Source organism: Pseudidiomarina aestuarii, assembly GCF_048263735.1.
Lineage (GTDB): Bacteria > Pseudomonadota > Gammaproteobacteria > Enterobacterales > Alteromonadaceae > Pseudidiomarina > Pseudidiomarina aestuarii_B.
The window spans coordinates 230,809-244,086 of record NZ_JBLXDX010000001.1 but is presented as its reverse complement, the minus strand read 5'-3'; the positions used below and the strand labels follow the sequence as shown (position 1 = coordinate 244,086).

The 13,278-nt window shown below is 50.0% G+C and carries 16 protein-coding genes; 9 read left to right on the top strand and 7 right to left on the bottom strand.

From position 1 onward, the window contains the following. Positions 1-3: 3 nt before the first annotated feature. The 3 genes from ACN0S4_RS01160 to smpB form a co-directional block, all read right to left on the bottom strand. Entirely contained in the window at positions 4-639 is a 636-nt protein-coding gene (locus ACN0S4_RS01160) for an aminodeoxychorismate/anthranilate synthase component II (RefSeq protein WP_417655920.1), read from the bottom strand. Next, on the bottom strand, positions 636-2,228 hold the full coding sequence (locus ACN0S4_RS01155) for an anthranilate synthase component 1 (RefSeq protein WP_417655919.1): 1,593 nt from the start codon (positions 2,226-2,228) through the stop codon (positions 636-638). The genes ACN0S4_RS01160 and ACN0S4_RS01155 overlap by 4 nt, the downstream gene beginning before the upstream one ends. Positions 2,229-2,569: 341 nt before the next feature. Next, positions 2,570-3,049 (bottom strand): SsrA-binding protein SmpB, encoded by a 480-nt coding sequence (gene smpB / locus ACN0S4_RS01150; RefSeq protein WP_169929998.1) that lies wholly within the window; start codon positions 3,047-3,049, stop codon positions 2,570-2,572. Positions 3,050-3,219: 170 nt separating this feature from the next. Between smpB and ACN0S4_RS01145 the strand changes: the two genes are divergently transcribed. The 3 genes from ACN0S4_RS01145 to sixA are packed head-to-tail and all read left to right on the top strand — an operon-like array spanning position 3,220 to position 4,489. Beyond that, positions 3,220-3,663, top strand: a complete 444-nt coding sequence (locus tag ACN0S4_RS01145; protein WP_417655918.1) for a type II toxin-antitoxin system RatA family toxin — start codon at positions 3,220-3,222, stop codon at positions 3,661-3,663. Continuing rightward, complete coding sequence (locus tag ACN0S4_RS01140; protein WP_417655917.1) at positions 3,660-3,989, top strand: RnfH family protein; 330 nt, start codon at positions 3,660-3,662, stop codon at positions 3,987-3,989. The genes ACN0S4_RS01145 and ACN0S4_RS01140 overlap by 4 nt, the downstream gene beginning before the upstream one ends. Further along, a complete protein-coding gene (gene sixA, locus ACN0S4_RS01135) occupies positions 3,986-4,489 on the top strand; it encodes a phosphohistidine phosphatase SixA (protein ID WP_417655916.1) in 504 nt (167 codons plus the stop codon). Before ACN0S4_RS01140 ends, sixA begins: the two co-directional genes overlap by 4 nt. Here the strand turns inward: sixA and smrB are convergent. Next, entirely contained in the window at positions 4,476-5,030 is a 555-nt protein-coding gene (gene smrB / locus ACN0S4_RS01130; protein WP_417655915.1) for an endonuclease SmrB, read from the bottom strand. The genes sixA and smrB overlap by 14 nt on opposite strands. Before the next feature lie 146 nt (positions 5,031-5,176). Here smrB and prmB point away from each other — a divergent pair, with 146 nt between their 5' ends. Genes prmB through ACN0S4_RS01110 form a run of 4 tightly spaced genes read left to right on the top strand, consistent with a single transcriptional unit; the run spans position 5,177 to position 8,881 of the window. After that, positions 5,177-6,094, top strand: a complete 918-nt coding sequence (gene prmB, locus ACN0S4_RS01125; protein WP_417655914.1) for a 50S ribosomal protein L3 N(5)-glutamine methyltransferase — start codon at positions 5,177-5,179, stop codon at positions 6,092-6,094. Positions 6,095-6,108: 14 nt separating this feature from the next. Next, entirely contained in the window at positions 6,109-7,209 is a 1,101-nt protein-coding gene (gene aroC / locus ACN0S4_RS01120) for a chorismate synthase (RefSeq protein WP_417655913.1), read from the top strand. A gap of 3 nt (positions 7,210-7,212) precedes the next feature. After that, the gene (locus tag ACN0S4_RS01115) at positions 7,213-7,755 is read left to right on the top strand and encodes an elongation factor P hydroxylase (RefSeq protein ID WP_417655912.1); all 543 of its coding nucleotides are present in this window, start codon (positions 7,213-7,215) and stop codon (positions 7,753-7,755) included. After that, the gene (locus ACN0S4_RS01110; protein WP_417655911.1) at positions 7,748-8,881 is read left to right on the top strand and encodes an ATP-NAD kinase family protein; all 1,134 of its coding nucleotides are present in this window, start codon (positions 7,748-7,750) and stop codon (positions 8,879-8,881) included. Before ACN0S4_RS01115 ends, ACN0S4_RS01110 begins: the two co-directional genes overlap by 8 nt. Positions 8,882-8,901: 20 nt before the next feature. Here the strand turns inward: ACN0S4_RS01110 and ACN0S4_RS01105 are convergent, their stop codons facing one another. Next, positions 8,902-9,222: a 2Fe-2S iron-sulfur cluster-binding protein gene (locus ACN0S4_RS01105; RefSeq protein ID WP_417655910.1), complete on the bottom strand. Its 321-nt coding sequence runs from the start codon at positions 9,220-9,222 to the stop codon at positions 8,902-8,904. 120 nt (positions 9,223-9,342) lie between these two features. Here ACN0S4_RS01105 and gpt point away from each other — a divergent pair, with 120 nt between their 5' ends. Next, complete coding sequence (gene gpt, locus ACN0S4_RS01100; protein WP_417655909.1) at positions 9,343-9,825, top strand: xanthine phosphoribosyltransferase; 483 nt, start codon at positions 9,343-9,345, stop codon at positions 9,823-9,825. A gap of 75 nt (positions 9,826-9,900) precedes the next feature. On the opposite strand, the gene ACN0S4_RS01095 is transcribed toward gpt, so the two are convergent. Beyond that, positions 9,901-11,613, bottom strand: a complete 1,713-nt coding sequence (locus tag ACN0S4_RS01095; protein WP_417655908.1) for a proline--tRNA ligase — start codon at positions 11,611-11,613, stop codon at positions 9,901-9,903. A 67-nt stretch (positions 11,614-11,680) separates the two neighbouring features. Next, complete coding sequence (gene tsaA / locus ACN0S4_RS01090; RefSeq protein WP_417655907.1) at positions 11,681-12,400, bottom strand: tRNA (N6-threonylcarbamoyladenosine(37)-N6)-methyltransferase TrmO; 720 nt, start codon at positions 12,398-12,400, stop codon at positions 11,681-11,683. 203 nt (positions 12,401-12,603) lie between these two features. On the opposite strand from tsaA, the gene ACN0S4_RS01085 reads away from it, so the two are divergent. Continuing rightward, positions 12,604-13,248, top strand: coding sequence for a hypothetical protein (locus tag ACN0S4_RS01085; protein WP_417655906.1), 645 nt, complete (start codon positions 12,604-12,606; stop codon positions 13,246-13,248). Positions 13,249-13,278 lie beyond the last annotated feature (30 nt).

Genomic DNA, 13,278 nt, shown 5'->3' with positions numbered 1-13,278 from the left:
GAATCACTCCGTCAGTTGCGCTGTTGAATGTAATTGAAATAAGTGCTGAACACATTGGCTGAGCAGTTGGCTACCGTAACTACTCAGAATAGATTCAGGGTGAAACTGTAATCCCAACGCGTAGTAATCATGGAAGTACGCAGCCATCGGGATATCGTTCACTGTAGCCAGAACATCGACACTGTCAGGTTGCTGAAAACCTGCCAGCGAATGATATCTAGCGATTGCAATAGGTTGCGGTAATCCCGCAAAAATAGGGTGGTCCTGACAAGTCAGCGGCGAACGTTTGCCGTGCAGGGTTTCGTGACAGCGGTCAACCACGCCACCACTCGCTTCCCATAACGCCTGAAAGCCCAAGCAAATTCCCAACACGGGATAGCCCCGCTGTGCTGCGCCTTCAATCATTTCGAGTAAATTACCTGCGTCTCGGGGATGTCCAGGACCAGGTGACAGACACAGCAGTTGGGGTCCTGTGTAGGCTTCCATCGCCGCTAAAATGGTCGCGGCGGGAACATTATTTCGATAGACCACCAATGGATAGCCAAGTAACCGCATTTCGTCGACTAAGTTGTACGTGAACGAGTCAAAGTTATCGATGAAGACAATCCGACTCGGCTGCTGATTGAGTGTCTTATTCATGATTGATCTCCCCGTGCCATAGCGGTCTGGATGGCGCGAATGACCGCCTGCGCTTTGGCTTCGGTCTCTGCAACTTCCGCGCTCGCGACCGAGTCGTACACCACACCGGCACCTGCTTGTACGGTTGCGCGTCCGTGCTGCACAAAAGCCGAACGGATGACAATACAGGTATCCATATCACCATTGCCGGCAAGGTAGCCGACCGCACCACCGTAACTGCCGCGGCGTTGTTGTTCGACTTCGCGAATGAGTCGAGCAGCGCTGAGTTTGGGGGCACCGACTAAAGTGCCCATATTCATACAAGCACGATAGGCGTGTAATGCATCTAAATCCGGCGCGAGTTGTGCGACCACACGCGAAACCAAGTGCATCACGTGTGAATAACGATCGACTTGCAACAAGTCAGCGACATAGCGAGTTCCCGGCTCGGCAATGCGAGCCAGATCGTTGCGGGCTAAGTCAACCAACATCATATGCTCGGCGAGTTCTTTTTGATCCAGTCGAAGATCTAGCTCAAGGCGACTGTCGAGGTCGGCATGAATAGAGCCGTCAGCATGCTTACCGCGCGGCCGCGTTCCGGCAATTGGGTAGAGTTCGACTTGGTTACTGGCAGCTGTATATTTGAGCGCGGATTCTGGTGATGCACCAAACAGCTCGAAATGTTCCGTGCGCAGAAAGAACATGTAAGGTGATGGGTTACTGCGTTTCAATTCTGCATACGCCGCCAGCGCATCAGAACAATCTAATTGAAACCGCCGTGATGGCACCACTTGAAAGATATCGCCAGCTAAAATGTGTTCTTTCAATTGAGTCACTTGTTGCGCGAATACATCTGCTGATGGGGTAGCTGTGAGAGCGACAGTGGTTTCGGTGCCTGCTTTTTTAGAATTCTGCACAGGCGGCAATTGGCATGCTGCAGCTATTTTGCCGACTTGATCTGTCAGCGTTGCGTAATATGATTCGCACTCTGGACCACTGATTAGATTGGCCAGTAACTCGGTCGTTTTCGCTTGATGATCAACAACCACCAAGGTCTCGGCGAGGTAAAATTGATAGTCAGGGCAATCGTTGTCGCCGTTTGGCACATCGGGCAGTTGCTCAAATGACGCGACATAGTCGTACGCGAACACGCCCCCCAGAAAAATGCCTAACGGATGCGGCTGTGTCTGCTGTAGACGTTGCTGCAAGATGCGCAAGGGTTCATCGTTAGCGAGAGCGCGCAGACGTGAATCTTCGTCGAGTGTCGTAGCTGGTGCTGTCACAGTTACGGTCAATTCGGTCGCTGTTTGCTCGATTGCGAAGGCGTCATTCTGCAGCTCAGCCGCTAACCAGGGTAAGAGCTGTTGACCATTATTCGTGAGTGCTTTGACACGAATGGTTTGATGCTGGCAGGTAATCTGCAGCGCAGCAGTGACCATGACCAAGCTTTTCAGACTGCGTTTCGAATTCACTTCCGCAGAATCCAACAGCATGGTGTGTGGATAATGTCCACAGACTCGCTGAAACAGCGCTAAAGTATCTGCTTGATAAGGCAGATGAATCTGCAGTGTTGTGACGTGTCCCAACTGTTGTTCAAATATCATGCTCATGCACAGCGTCTCACTCAATAATTAATCGCGACCATAAAAAAACCCGCTCAAGGAGCGGGTTTTCTGGAATTCTGACGTCTACTTTGTTGTAGTCAACGCACAAACTCACCACCCGCTATGTCGGGAAGTGCCACCACCAGTTGCTTGCGTTCATGACTGTCAACATAAAATCCTTTCCTGAGAAAATAGTGAACAGTGAATAGACAACAGAAAACATTCATTCTTTAGGAATTTACTGTTATCTATTCACTGTTCACTTTGTTTACTTGTACAGAAGATACTTAGGTTGGGGGGCAGAGTCAATCGCTTCGGGTGATTAACTTGTCTAGCCAACCTGTTGTTTAGCCAACCTTGTGCTTCATAATTCGTTCTTTCTGGCGTTGCCAATCACGTTCTTTGACGGTATCGCGTTTGTCGTGCGCCTTTTTACCTTTCGCCAAATGGATTTCGAGCTTCACCAAGTGGCGTTTCCAATACATCGCTGTAGCCACAATGGAGTAGCCTTCACGCTCACTGGCACCAATCAATTTATCTAATTCGCGGCGTTTTAGCAGCAGTTTGCGCGAGCGTTCGGAATCACAAACTACGTGCGACGATGCTGATAACAGTGGTTGGATTTGCGAGCCGAGCAGGTAGGCTTCGTTATTTCGGATAACGACATAGGTATCCGCGATATTGACTTTGCCGGCGCGGATGCTTTTCACTTCCCAGCCTTGCAGTTCAATACCGGCTTCAAATTTGTCTTCGAGGAAATACTCATGGCGCGCCTTTTTATTAAGCGCGATGGTTCCTGTATTGGCAGATGCTTTAGGTTTGTTCATGGCGCGTATTATACGCAAGGCGCGCTAAATTAAAATCGTTTCCATGCAGATGATCCGAACTGCGAAGTAGGTTATGATCCGCAACAATTTGAAGTGGTCGAAAAAGCAGCAGCTTATCTTTGACCTTATTTGCCGAGCATTCTTGCCATAGACAAGGAACTTAGATTTTCATGCCGACAATTGAGCGTAGCGCGTTAGTGCCGTATAGCGATGCCCAGATGTATGCGCTAGTCGATGATATTCTTGCATACCCAGAGTTTGTCCCGGGATGCGTGAAAGCCGAAGTGGTTGAGCAAACTGAACAATCCAAGGTTGCTCGCTTAGAAATCAGCAAAGCCGGCATCAGTAAGAGTTTTAGTACTCGTAATCGCGGTGATCATCCACATGAAATTGCGATGGAATTAGTGGACGGTCCGTTCCACTATTTGCGAGGTGGCTGGTATTTCCAGCGTCTCAACGACGATGCTTGTAAAATTGTTTTAAAACTAGATTTCGAATTTGCCAATCGTTTGCTGGGTATGGCTTTTGGTCGTATTTTTAACGAGTTACAAAGCCGTATGGTCGATGCCTTCGTGCAACGCGCTCGGCAGGTATACGGAAGCCCATCCTCATGAGTAGTGACCACATTCATATTGAAGTGGCATACGCAACTCCAGAACGCCAGCAAATTATTCCGTTGCGAGTTGCTGCCGAGACCTCGGTGGCGGATTGTATTGCGCAGTCGGGAATCTGCACCGCGTTCCCAGAGATTGATTTGAATGAGCAGAAGGTTGGTATTTGGAGTAAGACCGTGAAGCTTGATCAGTGTCCCCGGGAGGGTGACCGGATTGAAATTTATCGGCCACTGATTGCCGATCCGAAAGCCGTTCGGCGAAAGCGTGCGGAACAAGCCGTTGACGATGGACGAGCTGATCCTGTGACCGGTGGTCGGCGCCGATGAAATTCTATCTGATTCGACATGGCGATGCGGTACCTTCGCAAGCATTAAATGCCGACGCGATTCGCCCACTGAGTAAGCTAGGCGAGGCTGAAGTGACGATCAATGGCAAATGGTTGCATAGGCATCTGCAGCAGCAGGGCGTCGAGCAATTAGATTGGCTCATCTCTAGCCCCTACATTCGTGCTCGTCAAACTGCAGCGATTGTGCAGCAACACTGCGCCGCTATACAGCAATCTGAATCAGCCGATGCAACACCCGATGGCGATCCGCAGCAGTTTGCCGATTGGCTGTTTGCAGAATTGGCGGTGAATCATGCCCGGGCACAGCACGTTGCTTTGGTTTCACACATGCCGTTTGTGAGTTATTTGGTGCAAACGTTAGACGCAACCCGACAGCCCATTGTCTTTCCAACTGCAAGTATTGCTGAGTTTGAACTTGATTTGGCGATGCTACGCGGCACTTTTCAACGACTCATCGTCCCCGAGACTATTCTGACCTGAGTGAATCCGCGTCATGTGTATTTAGCTCATGTTGAATTAATACCAAAATAGCGGCGTCACCGCCCCATTCAGCAGGTGCTTGATGAAAGGCTCGAACGGCTGGATGTTGCACCAACCAATGGGGCAAGTTCTCACGTAAAATCCCTTGACCGTGGCCATGCATGACTGCGCAACAATCAATATGTTGCCGTTGTGCTGCACGAATCATGGCAACCAACTCTGAGCGCGCTTGTGCTTGCGTTAAGCCATGCAAATCAAGCATCAGCTCTGGACTAAAATCGCCGCGGCGGAGCTGTTTCGCTAAGTAGGGTGATTGACCGTCCGCTACATACCGCAGCGGACCAGCTGGGAAATGTGCCTGATAGCTGGTGGAGAACTCAAATTCAGCAGTTTGCTGCTGCCGTTCGTGACGTTCCGTTCGGCGTTGCAATTGGGTTTTCTTGCGCGGAGCGGCTTCAACGGTGTCGTGACGAATGCGCTTATCGACCTGAACGGCATCGCGAAAGAGCGCTTTGTCATCATCATCATTGTCATTGCTCATACGCTTAGTTCTCGTTGGATTTTCTGCTGGGAATCTAGTTTCAAGTAATGCGTGAATCGTCAGTTTAGGGTATCTTATAGCGATAGAGAACCGCAATGAACGATTGTGCTGATACCTCCAATTTCAGTGCGTAAACGGAGATTAAAGTGGGATTAACTAACGCCACGGAAGCAGTAACCAATCTGAGATCTATTCTTGATCATTTGCGCTGGGGCGTTACCACGCTGCAAGGCGCTGACGTATTTTTTGGTCACGGTACGGATAACGCATACAGCGAAGCGAAATTATTGCTGAGCCACACGTTGGAACTCGACTTTGAACAACTGGAGCATTTTCGTGACGCTGCTTTAACACCGGCTGAGCAAGCTCGTTTTGTTGAACTGATTGAAGAACGCATTCAAAGCCGTAAGCCTGCCGCTTATTTGATCGGCAAAGCATGGTTTGCAGGGTTACCTTTTGTTGTCGATGAACGGGTACTGGTGCCACGGTCGCCCATTGCTGAACTCATTGAAAAAGCATTCGAGCCTTGGCTGGCACCGCCGGTTGAGCGCATTCTGGATCTGTGTACCGGAAGCGGATGCATTGCGATTGCGTGTGCCTATGCATTTCCGGAAGCCGAAGTGGATGCACTCGATATCTCACCTGAGGCATTAGCGGTCGCAGAACAAAATATCGAACTTCATCAGTTGGAAGGCCGCGTAATACCGTTACTTTCTGACCTTTATGAAACCGTGCGCGGCGAACGTTATGATTTAATTGTGACGAATCCGCCTTACGTGGATGCAGACGACATGGCCGATTTACCGGCTGAGTTTCATCATGAACCCGAGTTGGGACTTGCTGCCGGTGAAGATGGTTTAGACCTGGTTCGGACTATTTTGCGTGAAGCTCCTGATCATCTGACGGAACATGGCGTATTGGTGTGCGAAGTTGGCAATTCGATGCTAGCGCTGCAAGAGGCATTTCCTCAGGTGCCATTCGAATGGGTTGAGTTTGCTTTCGGTGGTGACGGTGTATTCGTGCTGTCCCGCGCAACACTGCTCGAACACCAGTACGAATTTTAAGGATAGGATGACACATGGCCGGTAATAGTTTTGGTGAATTATTTCGCGTCACCACGTTTGGTGAAAGCCACGGTGCCGCCATTGGCGCCATTGTGGATGGGTGTCCACCGGGTCTCGAGCTCTCGGTTGAGGAAATTCAACGGCAACTCGATCGCCGCAAACCTGGCCAAAGTCGCTTTACGACCGCGCGGCGAGAAGCTGATTCCGTGCAAGTTTTATCCGGCGTGTTTGAGGGCAAGACTACGGGCGCACCTATTGGTCTGCTGATTCATAACAGTGATCAACGCAGCCAAGATTATGGTGCGATCAAAGATCTTTTTCGTCCTGGTCATGCGGACTACACCTATGCCCATAAGTATGGTCATCGAGATTATCGGGGAGGTGGTCGCTCATCTGCTCGTGAAACAGCAATGCGAGTTGCCGCTGGCGCTATTGCCATGCAATGGCTCGGCCAGCACGGTGTGAAGATTCGTGCGGGCGTCGTCCAGATAGGTCCCCATCAAACTGATCCTGATGCCTCGACGTTCGATTGGTCGCAAACCTCTGAAAACCCATTTTTCTGTCCTGATGCGACCATGGCGACCGCATGTGATGAATTTATGCGGGCGTTAAAAAAAGAAGGGGACTCGGTGGGAGCTCGTGTATTGGTTGAGGCAACGGGTGTGCCGGTCGGATTGGGTGAACCAGTCTTTGATAGACTCGATGCGGACTTAGCGAAAGCACTCATGAGTATCAATGCCGTTAAGGCTGTAGCTGTGGGCGACGGTTTTGCAGTTGCTGCGCAGCGTGGCACTGAACACCGTGATCCTCTTACGCCAACCGGATTCACCAGTAATCATGCGGGTGGCACTTTGGGTGGCATTAGCACGGGGCAATCGTTACGTATGGAATTAGCGTTCAAACCGACTTCGAGCATTACGATTCCCGGTACTACCATAGACACGAAGGGTGCGACCCAAGAAATCGTTACCCGCGGCCGCCATGATCCTTGCGTTGGTATTCGCGGCGTTCCCGTTGCCGAGGCGATGGTTGCTCTGGTTTTGATGGATCACTGGCTCCGTCATCGCGCGCAAAATGCCGATGTATCTCATTCATTTCCGGATATTGAACGTTAAGCTGTGCAACATCATTACTCTCAACTGATTGAATTATTTGCTGAATGTTTCGAGCGTTCGTATCGCACGCGATTGGTTGCGGGTGAGGATGAACCTTATTATCAACCGGCTACGACAGAGCAGTTGGCGGAAGTGGTGTTTGCGCATGGTTTTTTTGCATCCGCACTTCATGAAATAGCGCATTGGTGTATTGCGGGTAGCCAACGTCGCACGCAATTCGATTATGGTTATTGGTATGAACCCGATGGGAGGGACGCGCAACAGCAGGCTGAGTTTGAGCGTGTCGAGCGCAAGCCGCAGGCGTTGGAATGGCTATTTTCGTTGTGTGCTGGAGTCCCGTTTCAAGTCAGCGTCGATAATTTGAGTGGTATTGAGGTGGATCGGCAAGCGTTTACACAAGCAGTGTGGCTACAGTTACTTGGCTTTTTTGAGCATGGGTTACCTGAGCGTGCTGAGTGTTTCGCCAAGGCGCTCTGTCATTATTACCGGCAGCCTTGGCCGCCAACCTGCATCGCAGAATCGATACGAGAGCTTGATTATGTCTAAAGCATTTACCATCGGTTTGATCATCAATCCCGTTGCCGGATTGGGCGGTAGTGTCGGGTTTAAAGGGAGCGATGCGGAGGGGACTAAGGAGCGCGCGTTAGCGCTCGGGGCTACGCCACAAGCGCAACAGCGTGCATTGCAGGCGTTTCGACAACTCGGTGAACACGGGCGGATGCTTCAATTTGTGACTGCCGCCGGTGAGTTAGGAGAAAACGTCGCGAAAAGTATCAGCGCTGACGTGGAGGTTGTCTATCAAGCCGCGTCGGAACACTCAACAGCAGCAGATACTCGGGCACTGGTACAGCTCCTCGCAGAACGCTCAGATATTGATTTGTTGGTGTTTGTCGGTGGTGATGGCACTGCGCGCGATGTCGCGGCTAGTTATCCAGATGACCGGCCGGTACTGGGCATACCTGCTGGCGTTAAGATTCATTCTGGAGTTTACGCAATCAGCCCGCGCGCAGCCGGAAATGTCATTCTCGATCTCTTGACTGGCAAGTTGGCCAGTGTGATTCATGCGGATGTCATGGATATCGACGAGGAAGCCTTCCAACGAGGTACCGTACGTGCGCGCCGATTCGGCGAGCTGCTCGTGCCTGCTGAGCTCCGCTATGTTCAAGCCGTCAAAATGGGTGGTAAGGAAAGCGATGAGCTGGTCTTGGCAGATATTGCTGCGGAAGTCATTGAACGCATCGACCCCGATCGGTTGACCATTATGGGCTCCGGCTCTACCGTCGACTTCATCATGCAAGAATTAGGTCTACCCAATACATTGCTCGGCGTCGATGTAATCTATCGCGGTGATGTCATTGCTGCTGATGTGACCGCGAACCAGCTCTTTGAGTTGATTGATGCTTATGGAGGTGCTGATTTAGTGATCACGATGATTGGTGGTCAGGGGCACTTATTGGGGCGTGGTAATCAGCAGCTGAGTCCTGCAGTGATTCGAGCCATTGGTCGAGACCATATTTGGGTGGTCGCAACCAAACGTAAATTGCACGCTCTAGATGGTAGACCTTTACTGGTGGACAGTGGCGATCCCGAACTCGATGATGAACTCGCTGGATTACAACGCGTCATTACCGGGTATCGGGATGAAGTGTTTGTCGCCGTCCATTCTATTTAAGAAGGCGAACTAGCGTCGCTTTAGTATTGTGAGCGCGGCAGCCGAACGACAATTCCATCAAGTGCTTCGGTCATCTCGATCTGGCAGCTGAGTCGGCTGTTATCTTGCGGTTCAATGACCATGCCGAGCATGTCTTCTTCGAGCTCACTTGGTTCCGGTATTTTATCGGCCCAAGCTGGGTCAACATAACAATGGCACGTTGCGCAGGACATTACGCCACCACATTCACCGAGAATGCCATCGATCATATGATCCACAGCGCCATCCATGAGGTTTTGACCTACTTTGACATCGGCTTCAAACTGATTGTCCTGTGCGTCGATGTAAATCACTTTTGGCATACCACTACTCCCATTGAAACTATTTTGCGGTGGGCAGAATAGCATAAATGACGGGCGATTTTCTTGCCCTATTTGGTGTAAACTACGAGATTAACTGATGAAAAGTTTCAAGGAGTCGATATGAGTTGGCATGCCAATCGAGAATTTTTTGTGTCTTGGGAAGAGTTGCACCGAGCGACCAAAGAATTAGCTAGACGGCAACTGCCAGCCGAACAATGGCGCGGTATTATTGCAGTCAGTCGTGGTGGTTTAGTGCCCGCAGCTATCCTTGCTCGTGAATTGAATGTACGCATAGTCGACAGCGTGTGCGTAAGTTCTTACGATCATCAAGCACAACGGGATGATGTCAGTTTAATTAAAGATGTCTCGGCTACCACAGACGGCGAGGGATTTCTGGTTGTTGACGATTTGGTGGATACCGGGAATACCCTGAAGTTTCTTCGTCAACGGCTGCCGCGCGCGAAGTTTGTGACCGTTTATGCCAAACCCGCAGGGATGGAATTGGTAGACGATTATGTTGCCGATTTAGAACAAGAAACCTGGATTCACTTTCCATGGGACATGCACCTGCATTACGTTGACCCTCTAGCTGGCGCCGAATAGTTCTCAGATTTAGCGACTTGGGGAAGTAAAAAAAGAGCTGCAACCGCAGCTCTTTTTCGTAAACCGAATACTCTGTTATGCTTGCGCTAACAGCGTTTTGAGATGTGCAACAACCGCATCAATGGCCATTAATTCTTTATTGCCAGAGCGGCGGTTCTTATATTCCACTTGCGCTTCATCAAGATTGCGCTCACCAATCACGATTTGATGCGGAATACCGATCAGCTCCATATCTGCGAACATCACACCCGGACGCTCTTTGCGATCGTCAAATAAGACGTCGATACCAGCGTTCACGAGGTCCTCATAGAGCTTCTCAGCGGTTTCTTGAACTCGCACCGACTTGTGCATGTTCATAGGGACGATCGCGACACTGAACGGTGCTAAACCATCACCCCAGGTAATACCGTACTGATCATGATTTTGCTCGATAGCTGCGGCCACAATTCGGGTCACACCAATACCGTAACAACCCATCATCAACGTTTCATGTTTACCTGACTCGGTAAGGACGCCGACTTTCATCGCATCCGAGTACTTTTTACCCAGTTGGAAAATATGCCCGACCTCAATGCCGCGTTTAATCGACAAAGTACCACGGCCATCGGGGCTTGGATCGCCCTCAACGACATTCCGCAAATCGGCGACTTCGGGTAATGCACAATCGCGTTCCCAGTTGATATTAAAGTGATGGAAGCCATCTTCATTCGCACCCGCACTAAAATCAGCGAGTATCGCGACGGAGCGGTCGATTACCAACGGCATTGGCAGGTTGATCGGACCGAGCGAACCGGGTCCAGCGCCGATAGCTTGGCGAATATCGTCGTCACTGGCGAACTCAAGCGGACTTTTCACCGCAGGTAATTTGCTTGCTTTGATTTCATTTAACTGGTGGTCACCTCGAATCATTAGTGCCACGAGTCCTTTTTCGGCACCTTTGACAATCAGGGTTTTCACGGATTGTTCAACGGGAACGTTGAACTGTTCGACCAATGCGGTGATGGTTTTGCAATTAGGTGTCGCTACTTTTTCTAGTGCAGCCCCCGGAGCGGGGCGCTCCTGCTGCGGAGCCATGGCTTCTGCTAATTCGACGTTGGCTGCGTAGTCAGATTCGTTTGAAAACGCGATATCGTCTTCGCCTGAAGCGGCTAGCACATGAAATTCATGCGAGGAGCTACCACCAATAGAGCCGGTATCTGCAATGACCGGACGGAAGTCGAGGCCGAGACGCGTGAAGATTTGACAATACGCAGCATGCATACGCTCGTAAGTCTCTTGCAAGCTAGCTTGATCAAGATGGAACGAATACGCGTCCTTCATAATAAATTCACGAGAGCGCATCACGCCAAAACGCGGGCGGATTTCATCTCGAAACTTGGTTTGTATTTGGAATAGATTGAGCGGTAATTGTTTGTAGCTATTGATCTCTTTACGCACCAACTCTGAGATGACCTCTTCATGGGTCGGGCCGAGCACAAAGTCACGTGCGTTGCGGTCTTTTAGGCGTAGTAATTCTGGACCATAGTCCTCCCAACGACCAGATTCTTCCCATAAGTCAGCGGGCTGCACCATTGGCATCAGTACTTCGAGAGCTCCGGCTTTTTCCATTTCTTCGCGCACCACTCGTTCGACTTTCCGCAGTGAACGAAGTCCACTCGGCGTCCAGGTGTACAAACCTGCGGCGACTTTGCGGATCATGCCGGCGCGAAGCATCAGTTGATGACTGATTACTTCGGCATCGGCAGGCGTCTCTTTTAATGTACCCAATAAATACTGACTGCTGCGCATGAGCTTTTTCAATCCTTTCGAGCGATTCCAAATAAGTGGTCTGAATTCTACCAGTCTCGCGGAGGTGTCAAAAGTCTTTACTGATACTCATGACAATATTTTGTTCATTTTCCACTCGCCACTGGATGTTTACGTCATACAACGTCATACCGTAGACCTTATTCGGATCGTCCTGCTTTTTGTAGGCAGGGCGTGGATCTTGTGCAAGTACTTGTTTAATGAGCAGCGCGAACTGCGGATAGTCCGCTTCAAACCGAGATAATTGCTGTTGTACTTCAGCAGTAAAAACCGTGGTGAGCGCAGTCGTGGGGCGGCTGTCAGCATAGCCTGCTTGAGCATGTGGTATGGCTTCTGCATAGGGAAGGTAGGGCTTGATATCAATCACTGGGGTTCCGTTCACCCAGTCTGCACCGAGAACGTCAATATAGGTTGCTGATGGCGTGTGACGAATCCCTTGTAGCGGCACAACAGACATGCCAATACCGTTCGGACGATAGGTGGCTCGTGATGCAAATACGCCAGCGCGGACATTACCGCCCAAGCGCGGTGGCCTGACTAAAGGCTTCCAGCCATTGGCAAGCGTTTCGGAAAATAGAAATAGCACCCAAACATGTGAAAAGGTGGATAACTCGCGAACACAGTCGGGATGCGCATAGGCTCCCTGCAAACGAATCGAGGCAACAGCGGCAGTCACCAACCCAGGCTGCCGCGGCACGGCAAACTTCTGCGCATAGGGAGATTCAACATAACCGATGGGTTCGACGGTGTGAGATTGTAGTTGGGCCACGCAATTTCTCAACTGACTTCGAATCGTGAAATTTCACCACAAATTGGTGAAAATCGCTAATACTCTTCATGATGCCATTCTGAGAATGTCGCTTTAAACAGTCTAAATATTTTATAAGTAATTGGTTTTTATTATTTATTTAAAGTTGGCATCGTAATTGCTTAGTAAAGGGAAATCATAACCATGGAAGACTGGAGAACACCATGAACAAGCAACAAATCGTGTGGGGATTTGCATTTACTTTGATTTCGAGCATCACGTTGGCGAGTTTACCGAACGCCATTGCCAGTGAACGTGAGAAGCAGCTGTCAGGTAGTTACGACGTAACGGCCGCCACTGAACTTAAAGTTGAATCTGGAGTAGGTACGATTGAATTTAAGTACCATGACAAAAATACCATTGAAGTCGAAATTATCGCAACAGTTGATGAAGATGATCGTTGGAACAATGGCGATTTGTCGAAAGCTGAACTGGTTGCAACACAGTCAGGTGACCGGTTGCGCTTAGAAGTGCCGGAGCAAGATGATATTCAATTGGATTGGGTCATTACCATGCCAGCCATTGCCGAAATTGACGCGGATCTTGGCGTCGGTGAGGTGATAGGTACCTTCGCTGCTGCAGATTTCAATCTCGATCTGGGGGTGGGTGATGTGGATCTGGACATCGACGGTGCGGTTGCGACTGTTAAAGTGGATGTCGGCGTGGGGGATAGTTCTGTGCGTGGAGACGTCAACACGTCCACCGATCGCTTTTTAGTGACGTCTTCAACAAAAGCCACTGGTTCAGGCGAAGCACGCATCAATATCGATGTTGGCGTGGGTGATGTAACGATCTATGTAAATAATTAATAGTGAACAGTGAATAGAAAAGACTAAAAA

What these genes read in the sequence shown, in the direction of transcription:
- ACN0S4_RS01160 (WP_417655920.1), bottom strand. Translation starts at nt 639, where the DNA reads ATGAATAAGACACTCAATCAGCAGCCGAGTCGGATTGTCTTCATCGAT.
- ACN0S4_RS01155 (WP_417655919.1), bottom strand. Translation starts at nt 2,228, where the DNA reads ATGAGCATGATATTTGAACAACAGTTGGGACACGTCACAACACTGCAG.
- smpB (WP_169929998.1), bottom strand. Translation starts at nt 3,049, where the DNA reads ATGAACAAACCTAAAGCATCTGCCAATACAGGAACCATCGCGCTTAAT.
- ACN0S4_RS01145 (WP_417655918.1), top strand. Translation starts at nt 3,220, where the DNA reads ATGCCGACAATTGAGCGTAGCGCGTTAGTGCCGTATAGCGATGCCCAG.
- ACN0S4_RS01140 (WP_417655917.1), top strand. Translation starts at nt 3,660, where the DNA reads ATGAGTAGTGACCACATTCATATTGAAGTGGCATACGCAACTCCAGAA.
- sixA (WP_417655916.1), top strand. Translation starts at nt 3,986, where the DNA reads ATGAAATTCTATCTGATTCGACATGGCGATGCGGTACCTTCGCAAGCA.
- smrB (WP_417655915.1), bottom strand. Translation starts at nt 5,030, where the DNA reads ATGAGCAATGACAATGATGATGATGACAAAGCGCTCTTTCGCGATGCC.
- aroC (WP_417655913.1), top strand. Translation starts at nt 6,109, where the DNA reads ATGGCCGGTAATAGTTTTGGTGAATTATTTCGCGTCACCACGTTTGGT.
- ACN0S4_RS01110 (WP_417655911.1), top strand. Translation starts at nt 7,748, where the DNA reads ATGTCTAAAGCATTTACCATCGGTTTGATCATCAATCCCGTTGCCGGA.
- ACN0S4_RS01105 (WP_417655910.1), bottom strand. Translation starts at nt 9,222, where the DNA reads ATGCCAAAAGTGATTTACATCGACGCACAGGACAATCAGTTTGAAGCC.
- gpt (WP_417655909.1), top strand. Translation starts at nt 9,343, where the DNA reads ATGAGTTGGCATGCCAATCGAGAATTTTTTGTGTCTTGGGAAGAGTTG.
- ACN0S4_RS01095 (WP_417655908.1), bottom strand. Translation starts at nt 11,613, where the DNA reads ATGCGCAGCAGTCAGTATTTATTGGGTACATTAAAAGAGACGCCTGCC.
- ACN0S4_RS01085 (WP_417655906.1), top strand. Translation starts at nt 12,604, where the DNA reads ATGAACAAGCAACAAATCGTGTGGGGATTTGCATTTACTTTGATTTCG.